Source organism: Maritimibacter sp. UBA3975 (genome assembly GCF_002384975.1).
Taxonomy (GTDB): Bacteria; Pseudomonadota; Alphaproteobacteria; order Rhodobacterales; family Rhodobacteraceae; genus Maritimibacter.
On record NZ_DGCP01000017.1, the window covers coordinates 65,038 to 75,186 of the forward strand.

The 10,149-nt window shown below is 68.1% G+C and carries 7 protein-coding genes and 1 pseudogene; 6 read left to right on the top strand and 2 right to left on the bottom strand.

Translation table 11 applies throughout. The features are described from left to right. Window positions 1-4: 4 nt before the first annotated feature. Window positions 5-418, bottom strand: a pseudogene (locus B2585_RS16975) (VOC family protein). A 114-nt stretch (window positions 419-532) separates the two neighbouring features. On the opposite strand from B2585_RS16975, the gene B2585_RS16980 reads away from it, so the two are divergent. Then, the gene (locus B2585_RS16980; protein ID WP_292025123.1) at window positions 533-1,822 is read left to right on the top strand and encodes an O-acetylhomoserine aminocarboxypropyltransferase/cysteine synthase family protein; all 1,290 of its coding nucleotides are present in this window, start codon (window positions 533-535) and stop codon (window positions 1,820-1,822) included. A 242-nt stretch (window positions 1,823-2,064) separates the two neighbouring features. Here the strand turns inward: B2585_RS16980 and B2585_RS16985 are convergent, their stop codons facing one another. Then, a complete protein-coding gene (locus B2585_RS16985; protein WP_292025124.1) occupies window positions 2,065-3,594 on the bottom strand; it encodes a divergent polysaccharide deacetylase family protein in 1,530 nt (509 codons plus the stop codon). Window positions 3,595-3,712: 118 nt separating this feature from the next. On the opposite strand from B2585_RS16985, the gene B2585_RS16990 reads away from it, so the two are divergent. The 5 genes from B2585_RS16990 to trpE all read left to right on the top strand — a co-directional run bounded on the left by B2585_RS16990 (window position 3,713) and on the right by trpE (window position 10,046). Continuing rightward, a complete protein-coding gene (locus B2585_RS16990) occupies window positions 3,713-4,294 on the top strand; it encodes an anthranilate synthase component II (protein WP_292025125.1) in 582 nt (193 codons plus the stop codon). After that, entirely contained in the window at window positions 4,291-5,310 is a 1,020-nt protein-coding gene (gene trpD, locus B2585_RS16995) for an anthranilate phosphoribosyltransferase (protein WP_292025126.1), read from the top strand. Before B2585_RS16990 ends, trpD begins: the two co-directional genes overlap by 4 nt. Continuing rightward, window positions 5,307-6,476 carry an aminotransferase gene (locus B2585_RS17000; protein WP_292025127.1) on the top strand — a complete coding sequence of 390 codons (1,170 nt, stop codon included), beginning with the start codon at window positions 5,307-5,309 and terminating at the stop codon, window positions 6,474-6,476. The genes trpD and B2585_RS17000 overlap by 4 nt, the downstream gene beginning before the upstream one ends. Window positions 6,477-6,687: 211 nt before the next feature. Beyond that, window positions 6,688-8,529, top strand: coding sequence for a peptidyl-prolyl cis-trans isomerase (locus B2585_RS17005; protein ID WP_292025128.1), 1,842 nt, complete (start codon window positions 6,688-6,690; stop codon window positions 8,527-8,529). An 8-nt stretch (window positions 8,530-8,537) separates the two neighbouring features. Next, window positions 8,538-10,046, top strand: a complete 1,509-nt coding sequence (gene trpE / locus B2585_RS17010; RefSeq protein ID WP_292025129.1) for an anthranilate synthase component I — start codon at window positions 8,538-8,540, stop codon at window positions 10,044-10,046. Window positions 10,047-10,149: the final 103 nt, after the last annotated feature.

A 10,149-nucleotide genomic window follows, 5' to 3' on the forward strand; every position in this document is an offset into this window, starting at 1 on the left:
CGTCTCAGGTCGCGAAAACGCCCGCCATGTCCGCGTATCCCTTGATCTCGATCGGGTTGCCCGCCGGATCGCGAAAGAACATCGTTCACTGCTCCCCCGGCTCGCCCTCGAACCGCACGGATGGCGGGATGATCCACTTGCAATCCACCGCCCGGAACCGGTCTGCCAGCGCCCGCCAGCCGTCCAGCGCGAGCACGAGGCCAAGATGCGGCATCGGCTCCATGTGCTAGCCCACCTGGCCGGTGTCCGTCGCCGCAAAGGGGGTGCCAAGATGCAGGCTCAACTGGTGACCGAAGAAATCGAAATCGACCCAGGTTTGCGTCGATCGCCCTTCCGTGCAGCCCAGGACGCCCCCGCAAAAGGCCCGTACGTCATCCAGTTCAGTAACGTGAATTGCCAGGTGAAACGGTGTGAGCATATGAATCTCCGCCCCGGGTTGCCGGGCATGAATTTGTATGTCCAACGGCTTAGCGCAATTGAACGCTCCGCGAAATGCCCGTAGCGTCTGCGCGGACAGTCATGGGAGGTCAATATGACAGACGCACAGATGAACGGCTTCGAAACCCTGCAAGTCCATGCAGGTACCGAGCCGGACCCGGCCACCGGCGCGCGCCAAGTGCCGATCTATCAAACAACATCTTATGTATTCAAAGACGCCGACCACGCGGCCCGGCTCTTCAACCTCGAAGAGGTGGGCTACATCTATTCCCGCCTCACCAATCCCACGGTCGGCGCGCTCGCCAACCGGATCGTGGCGCTCGAAGGCGGCGCGGGGGGCGTGTGCACCTCGTCGGGCCACGCGGCCCAGCTCATGGCGCTCTACCCGCTGATGGCGCCGGGGCGCAACATCGTGGCCTCCACCCGCCTTTACGGCGGCACCTACACGCAGTTCACGCAGGTGTTCAAACGCTTCGGCTGGTCCTGCACCTTCGTCGATTTCGACGACCCGGCGGCGGTCGCGGCGGCCATCGACGACGACACCCGCGCGCTGTTTTGCGAATCCATCGCGAACCCGGGCGGCGTCGTCACGGACCTCGCGGCCATCGGCAAGGTGGCGGACGAGGCCGGCATCCCGCTCATCGTCGACAACACCTCGGCCACGCCTTACCTGTGCAACCCGATCGCCCACGGGGCCACGCTGGTCGTGCATTCCACCACGAAATACCTCACCGGCAACGGCACCGTGACCGGCGGCTGCATCGTGGATTCGGGCAAGTTCGACTGGTCCGCCTCGGACAAGTTCCCGTCGCTCTCCGAACCGGAACCCGCCTATCACGGGATCACCTTCCACGCGGCCCTGGGCGCGATGGCCTTCACCTTCCACTCCATCGCCATCGGGCTGCGCGACCTCGGCATGACCATGAACCCGCAGGCCGCGCATTACACGCTCATGGGGATCGAAACCCTGAGCCTGCGCATGGACAAGCATACCGAGAACGCCCAGAAGGTCGCGGAATGGCTGGAAAAACACGAGGCGGTGGAAAAGGTGACCTATGCCGGCCTCGCCTCCTCGCCCTACCACGAGACGGGCAAGCGGATCTGCCCGCGCGGCACCGGCGGGCTCTTCACCGTGACGCTCAAGGGCGGCTACGACACCTGCGTCAAGCTCGTGAACAGCCTCAAGCTCTTCAGCCATGTGGCCAACCTCGGCGACACCCGCTCGCTGGTGATCCACTCCGCCTCCACCACACACCGCCAGCTCACCGATGAGCAGCGCGAAGCGGCGGGTGCGGGCAACAACGTGGTGCGCTTCTCGGTCGGGATCGAGGCGGTCGACGACATCATCGCCGACCTCGATCAGGCCCTGGCAGCCGCCACCTGAAAAAACCGAGCGCGCCCAGACACCTGGGCGCGCCTCCTCACAAACCACCTGAACTTTCCAGCCAAAAATTCGCGCAGCACACTCGAAGACCCGCGCCGCGAGACCCGAACGCGCTTACACGCACCCCATCTTTCCGGTCGGGAAATATCCTCGGGGGTTTGGGGGCAGACAGCCCCCAAAGCCTGCGTGGCTCGAACGCAATCAAACAAGCGCGCGCGACAGCGCGCACCGGCCTGAAACCCCTAGTCGTCCAGCAGAACCGCCGAGACAGGCGCGAAATCCACCGTCTGCGCTCGGTTGCCCAGCGACCATTCAAGAAGCGCCTGGATCGACTCGGGCTTCACCCGCGCCACCGCGATCACCTGCTCCTCGTTGCGCGCGCGGAACGCCACGTTGTCAAGGAACCGGCGGATCACGTCGCCCCCCTGTCCCTCACCGTCGAGATCGCGGAACACCAGCCCGGCCGGCACATCGTCGCGCACCGCCGTCTTGTGACCGGTGTTGAGCCCTTCGGGATAGGTGATGAGGCCCAGCCCCTTCTCGTCCACATTCGTCACGACCTGAGCGGCGGCCTCGCCGAGGCCCTGGAAGCCCGCGCCCGGCTCGATCATCACGGCGACCACGTCCTGCATCAGGGGCGCATAGGCCTGGAACGTGACCTCGACGTCCATCGCCGTGGCAAGATCGGGCAGCGGCACGATCAGCACAACCTCGGCCCCGTTCGAGCGGTAGAACCGGATCGCCTCCTGCGCGTCGGGCGCCGAGGCATCCACCGCAACCGAAAGCGGGAACGGCATCACCGCCAGATCGCCCACCTCGCTGCGCCCCGCCCCGGTATCGAGCAGCACGACAGCCATTTCCGGCAGGCCGGGGCTGCGCTCGAATGGCAGGGCATTGCGCCGGATCGCGGGCTGCGGCCCGGCCTCCGCGGCCTCTTGCGCGGCGGTCTCGCCGATGGACGGAAGCCGCCCGGTGACGATATCCGCATCCGGGTTGGGCGCGTCCTCTTCCAGACGGTCCTCCTGCTCCGGGATCGGCGGCGGATCAAAGACGCTCTGACCCGCCGTGCGCAAGGTCCCGTCGTCCTCCGGCAACGCCACGTCGGGCTGCGATGGGTTCGCGGGGGCAACGATCGTCGGAAGCTGCGCGCGCGCCTCAGGCTCCTGCGCGGCCGGCGCGCTGTCACCGTCCCGCGCTGACCCGGTAACGGTCGGCTCCTCCGGCGTCTCCACGGTCATCTCAGTGGCATCGTCCGCCTCATCCGGGGCCGCTGCCACCTCCGGTTCCACTTCATCAGTGGGCGCAGCCATCTCGGGGTCCGCCTCACCCGTCGCCTCTTGCGGCTCAGGCGTTTCGTCGGCTGCGTCCGCTGCCTGCGCCTCTGGCTCTACCGGCTCCACGGGGTCCGCCGCCTCCGGCTCGGCCTCCACAGTATCAGTGACCACGATCTCGGGCGCCGGCGCGGGGTCTTCCACCGGCTCGGCAACATCCGCCTGCGGTTGCGCGTCTGCGCCCTCGTCCGGCGGCTCTACCTCGGTTTCCGTCTCCGGCTCCGCCTCGGCCGCCTCAGGCTCATCCGTCACAACGGGCGCCTCTTCGGCCTCCTCCGCCTGCGGCGGCGTGTCCGGCGCAGGATCGGGCGCCTCGGCCACCGGCGTCACCGGCGCGGAGGGCTGCATCTCGACGGGCTCGATCAGCACCGCCGCCGCCGTGACACCAACGACCGCGACGACCGCCCCGACCAGCACCCCGGATATCGTTCCGCTCGCCAAATCTGCCCCCGTTCTCGTGTTCGTTCCGCCGCCTGCGCCCGGTGCTCTTGACCCTCGGGCCCGGCTCTGAACATGTATACCGCGACCCTGCCCTGATGAAAGCCCCAAGGCGCCGCACATGATCCTGCTCATCGATAATTACGACAGTTTCACCTACAACCTCGTCCATTACTTCGGCGAGCTTGGGGCGGATATCACCGTCATGCGCAATGACGCCCTGAACGTGCAGGAGGCGATGGGGATGCGCCCCGAGGCCATCGTGCTCTCCCCCGGCCCCTGCGATCCGGACGCCGCGGGCATCTGCCTGCCCCTCACACTGGCCGCCGCCGAGGCGGGCATGCCCCTCATGGGCGTCTGCCTCGGACACCAGACCATCGGTCAGGCCTTCGGCGGCAAGGTCGTGCGCCACTCCGAGATCGTGCACGGCAAGATGGGCGAGATCATCCACGAGGGCGCCGGCGTCTTCGCGGGTCTCCCCTCGCCCCTCAAGGGCACGCGCTATCACTCGCTGGTGGTGGAGCGTGACAGCCTCCCCGACAGCCTCGAGGTGACGGCATGGCTCGAGGACGGCACCATCATGGGCCTGCGTCACCGCACGCTTCCCATCGAAGGCGTCCAGTTCCACCCCGAAAGCATCCGGTCCGAACACGGCCACGCGATGATCCGCAATTTTCTCGACACGGTGAAGGTGCCCGCATGAGCGACACGATGAAGCCCCTGATCTTCGCGGCCTCCGAAGGGCCGCTGTCGCGCACGCAGGCCGAGGCCGCTTTCCAGGAGCTTTTCGAAGGCACCGCGACCAACGCCCAGATCGCGGGGCTCCTGATGGCCATGCGCGCCCGCGGCGAATCCGTCGCCGAATATGCCGCCGCCGCCGCCGCCATGCGCGCGGCCTGCGTGCCGGTGAAGGCCCCCGAGGGCGCGATGGACATCGTCGGCACCGGCGGCGACGGCATGGGCACGCTCAACATCTCCACCGCCACCGCCTTTGTCGTGGCGGGCGCGGGCGTGCCGGTCGCCAAGCACGGCAACCGCAACCTCAGCTCCAAATCCGGCTCGGCCGATGCGCTCGGCGTCATGGGGATCGACGTGATGGTCGAGGCGCCCGTGGTCGAACGCGCGCTGGCCGAGGTCGGCATCGGCTTCATGATGGCCCCGATGCACCACCCGGCGATGAAACACGTCATGCCGGTGCGCACGGAACTGGGCTGCAAGACGATCTTCAACATCCTGGGCCCCCTCACCAATCCGGCGGGCGTGAAGCGCCAACTCACCGGCGCCTTCGCCGTCGACCTCATCTTCCCGATGGCGGAAGCTCTGCGCGATCTGGGGTCCGAGGCCGCCTGGCTCGTCCACGGCTCCGACGGCACGGATGAAATCGCCATTTCCGGCCCCACCTCGGTCGCGGCGCTGGCCGACGGCAAGATCACCGGGATGGAGATCCACCCGGAGGACGCGGGCCTCCCGGTCCACCCGTTCAGGGACATCCTCGGCGGCACGCCCGAGGAGAACGGCAAAGCCTTCGCGGGCCTTCTGGACGGCGCGCCCGGCGCTTACCGTGACGCAGTCTGCTTCAACGCCGCCGCCGCCCTTGTCGTGGCCGGCAAAGCCTCCGCCCTCCCCGAGGGGGTCGAGATGGCGCGCGAGGCGATCGACAGCGGTGCGGCCAGGGCCAAGGTCGAAGGGCTCGCGAAGATCACGCAGTCCGCCGCATGATCGTGAACCCCAACCTCGCTGCGACCCGCCCCTCGCCGGTCGTCGAGGCGAAGCGATGGGTCGCGGACAAGACCTTCGCCCCCGATCTACCCCTGCTCAACGTCTCGCAGGCCGCCCCGGTGGACCCGCCGCCCCAGGCATTGCGCGAAGCGATGGCGCAGACCGCGCTCACCCTGCCCGCAGCCCATGTCTACGGCCCCGTTCTCGGCTTGCCGGACTTGCGGGAGGAACTGGCGCAACAGGTCTCGCGCCACTACGGCGGCCCCGTCACACCGGGCAATGTCGCGATCACCCAGGGCTGCAATCAGGCCTTCTGCGCCGCCCTCGCCACCCTCGCGGGACCGGGGGACGAGGTGCTTCTGCCGACCCCGTGGTATTTCAACCACCACATGTGGCTCACACTCTCCGGCGTGCGCCCGGTGCCGCTTCCCACCGGCCCGGAGCTTCTGCCGACTGTGGCCGAAGCCGAGGCCCGCCTCACCGACCGCACCCGCGCCATCGTGCTCGTGACGCCGAACAACCCGGCGGGCGTCGAATACCCGGCGGACCTCGTCCACGCCTTCGCGGCACTGGCCCGCCGCCACGGGCTCGCCCTGATCCTCGACGAGACCTACCGCGATTTCGACAGCCGCCCCGGCGCACCGCATGACCTCTTCGCGGACCCGGCGTGGTCCGACACGCTCATCCACCTCTACTCCTTCTCCAAGGCCTACCGCCTGACTGGCCACCGCGTGGGCGCGCTCATCGCAAGCCCCGAACGCCTCACGGCAGCCGAGAAGTTTCTCGACACGGTCGCCATCTGCCCCAACCAGATCGGCCAGCACGCCGCGCTCTGGGGGCTTGAGAACCTCTCCGGGTGGCTCGCGGGCGAACGCGCGGAAATCCTCGCCCGGCGCGGCGCTGTCGAGGAAGGCATCGCCACCCTCCCCGGCTGGCAGCTCTCCAGCGCCGGCGCCTATTTCGCCTATGTCCGCCACCCGTTCGACGAAACGAGCGCCACGCTCGCCCGGCGCATGGTCGACGACATCGCCGTGCTCGCCCTGCCCGGCACGATGTTCACCCCCGACGGCGACCCGTCCGGCGCGGCCCACCTGCGCATCGCCTTCGCCAATATCGACCGGACCGGCATCGCCACCCTGATGACCCGGCTCGCACACCTCGCCTGATCCCCTTCTTCGGTCCGAAAATACCTCGGAGGGGGCCGCGGGGGAGGCTGGCCTCCCCCGCCCGCCGCGACGCCCTGCGCGCCAGCGCAGGACGGCGCAAATCCTGCGCGCGCGACCGCGCGCTCCGCACGCCAGCGTTCCCTCCGAAAACCCCTGTTGGCAATCATCCGAGTGACCGTTACAACCCACTGACCCTAACAAGGACACGCCCATGTTCTCGAACATTTCGCGCTTTTTCGTCTGGATCATCATGGCCCTCGTCGTCGTCGGGCTGGTCGGCTTCGGCTCGGTCAATTTCGGCGGCTCCGGCCAGTCCATCGGCAAGGTGGGCGACACCGAAATCGACGCCTCCGCCTACTTTCGCGAGCTCAACGCCGAGCTCAACGCATGGCAGGCGACGACCGGCGAGAACCTGACGATGGCCGAGGCGCAGGCCATCGGGCTCGACCAGCGCGTGCTTTCGCGCGTCATCTCGATCACCGCGCTCGAGGATGAGATCGACCGGATGAAACTCTCCGTGGGCGACCAGAACCTCGCCAACCGCGTGACCGAGATTCAGGCCTTTCAGGGCGTCGACGGGCAGTTCGACCGCGACACCTACGATTTCGTGCTCCAGCAGTCCGGCCTCACCGCACAGGAGTTCGAGGAATCGCTGCGCGCCGAAGTCGCGCGCACCATCCTCGCCGACGCGGTGACGAGCGGCGTGGACGTGCCCGACACCTACACCGCCACGCTCTACGCCTGGGCGCGCGAAACCCGTGACTTTACATGGGCCCCGGTGACCCGTTCGGCCCTCGAAGAGCCGCTCCCCGAACCGACCGAGGCCGACCTTCAGGCGTTCTACGACGAAAACCCCGACCCGTTCACCGTGCCGGAAACCCGCCAGATCACCTATGGTTGGCTCAAGCCCGAGGACGTGATGGACGAGGTTCCGATGGACGACGGCCAGCTTCGCGACCTCTACGAGTCCCGCATCGACGAGTTCCAGGTGCCCGAGCGCCGCCTCGTCGAACGCCTCGTCTTCGGCACCGAGGACGACGCACAGGCCGCCGCCGACCGCATCGAGTCCGGCGAAACCACCTTCGACCAGGAAGTCGAGGCCCGCGGCCTCACGCTCTCCGACGTCGACCTCGGCGACGTGCGCCAGAGGGCCCTCGGTCAGGCGGGCGAGCCGGTCTTCGCGCTGGAGGAACCCGGCGTCGTCGGCCCCGTGATGACCGACCTCGGCCCCGCGCTCCTGCGCATGAACGCGATCCTGTCGGCCCAGGAAACCAGCTTCGAAGACGCCCGCGACCAGCTGTTCGAGGAATACGCCGCCGACGCCGCGCGACGCCTCGTGCGCACCCGCGCCAGCGAGATCGACGAGATGCTCGCCGGCGGCGCCACGCTCGAAGAACTGGACTCCGAAGGGCTCATGCCGCTCGACACCATCGGCTGGACCGAAGGGATGGACGACGGTATCGCCGCCTACGCCCCCTTCCGCGAGGCCGCCGCGGAGGCCAGCGTGAACGACTTCCCGCAGGTGACCGAGCTCGAAGACGGATCGGTCTTCGCCCTGCGCCTCGACGAAATCACCGAACCCACCCTGCGCCCCTTCGACGAGGTCCGCGACGAGGTTCAGGCCCTGTGGGAACAGAACGCCCTCGCCGACGCCCTCGTGGCCCGCGCCGAGGCGCTCCTGCCCGAATTCGAAAGCGGCGCCGAAGCCCCCTCCACCGTCGGCCTCACCGAGGTGCTGGAAGAGGACGTCCCGCGCACCGCCTTCATCCAGGGCGCGCCCGAGAACATGGTGGAACAGGCCTTCACGATGGCCGAAGGCAGCTGGCAGGTCGTGCGCGGCAACGGACAGGTCGTCGTCGTCGGCCTCACCGACATCCAGTCCCCCGATCAGGACAGCGACGAGGCGCAGCAGATCAAGTCGGCCTTTTCGCAACGCATGTCCCAGACCCTCGGCCTCGACCTTCAGGACGCCTTCTCCTCCGCGCTCGAAGACCAGGCGGGCGTCTCGCTCGACCAGGCGATGATCAACGCCGTCCACGCCAACTTCCCGTGAGCTGAGACATGGCCCTGACCCCGTCCTTCGACGCCTTCGAACGCGGCTGGGCCGCCGGCAGGAATCAGGTCGTCTACACGCGGCTCGCCGCCGACCTCGACACGCCCGTCTCGCTGATGCTCAAGCTGACCGAGGCGCGCACGGACAGCTTCATGCTCGAATCCGTCACCGGCGGCGAAGTGCGCGGACGCTACTCGATCATCGGCATGAAGCCCGACCTGATCTGGCAGTGCCACGGCACCGCCGCCCGCGTGAACCGGCAGGCCCGCTTCGACCCCGACGCGTTCGAGCCGGTCTCAGACGACCCGCTCACCTCCCTGCGCGCGATCCTCGCCGAAAGCGAAATCGACCTGCCCGACGCCTTGCCTGCGGCCTCCGCCGGGCTCTTCGGCTACCTGGGCTACGATATGATCCGGCTGGTCGAACACCTGCCCGACGTGAACCCCGACCCGCTGGGCCTGCCCGACGCCGTGATGATGCGCCCCTCGGTGGTCGCCGTGCTCGACGGGGTGAAGGGCGAGGTGATCCTCGTCTCGCCGGTGTTCCAGTCCTCCGGCCTGTCCGCCAAGGCGGCTTACGCGCAGGCCGCCGAACGGGTGCAGGACGCGCTGCGCGACCTCGAACGGCAGCCGCCCACAACCCACGATCTGGGTGACACGACGCCCATCGGCGACCCCGTCTCGAACTTCGCCCATGCCGACTATCTCGCCGCTGTCGAGACCGCCAAGGACTACATCCGCGCTGGGGACATCTTTCAGGTCGTCCCGGCGCAACGCTGGACGCAGGACTTCCCCCTGCCGCCCTTCGCGCTCTACCGGTCTCTGCGACGCACGAACCCCTCGCCCTTCATGTTCTTCTTCAACTTCGGCGGGTTTCAGGTCATCGGCGCCTCGCCCGAAATCCTCGTGCGCGTCTTCGGGCGCGAGGTGACGATCCGCCCGATCGCCGGCACCCGTCCCCGCGGCGACACGCCCGAGGCCGACAAGGCCTTCGAGGACGACCTGCTGTCGGACCAGAAGGAACTGGCAGAACACCTCATGCTCCTCGACCTCGGGCGCAACGACGTGGGCCGCGTGGCCAAGATCGGCACGGTCCACCCGACCGAGGAATTCATCATCGAACGCTACAGCCACGTCATGCACATCGTCTCGAACGTGGTGGGCGAGCTGTCGGAGGAGCACGACGCGCTCTCCGCGCTGCTCGCGGGCCTCCCCGCCGGCACCGTCTCCGGCGCGCCGAAGGTGCGCGCGATGGAGATCATCGACGAGCTGGAGCCCGAAAAACGCGGCGTCTACGGCGGCGGCGTTGGCTACTTCTCGGCGATGGGCGACATGGACATGTGCATCGCGCTGCGCACGGCCGTGGTGAAGGATCAGAAGCTCTACATCCAGGCAGGCGGCGGCGTGGTCTACGACAGCGACCCCGAGGCCGAATTCCAGGAAACGGTGAACAAATCCAAGGCGATCCGCCGCGCCGCCGAAGACGCGGGCCTATTCACCCGCTCCGGCAACAGCTGACAGGCGGTACATGCCCCGCATCCGGGGCCGCACCCGACAGGTCCCTGTCAGAACACCGCAATTCCCCCTTCTTCGGTCCGGAAATACCTCGGGGAGCGCGAGG

What these genes read in the sequence shown, in the direction of transcription:
- B2585_RS16990 (WP_292025125.1), top strand. Translation starts at nt 3,713, where the DNA reads ATGATCCTGCTCATCGATAATTACGACAGTTTCACCTACAACCTCGTC.
- trpE (WP_292025129.1), top strand. Translation starts at nt 8,538, where the DNA reads ATGGCCCTGACCCCGTCCTTCGACGCCTTCGAACGCGGCTGGGCCGCC.
- B2585_RS16980 (WP_292025123.1), top strand. Translation starts at nt 533, where the DNA reads ATGACAGACGCACAGATGAACGGCTTCGAAACCCTGCAAGTCCATGCA.
- trpD (WP_292025126.1), top strand. Translation starts at nt 4,291, where the DNA reads ATGAGCGACACGATGAAGCCCCTGATCTTCGCGGCCTCCGAAGGGCCG.
- B2585_RS17005 (WP_292025128.1), top strand. Translation starts at nt 6,688, where the DNA reads ATGTTCTCGAACATTTCGCGCTTTTTCGTCTGGATCATCATGGCCCTC.
- B2585_RS17000 (WP_292025127.1), top strand. Translation starts at nt 5,307, where the DNA reads ATGATCGTGAACCCCAACCTCGCTGCGACCCGCCCCTCGCCGGTCGTC.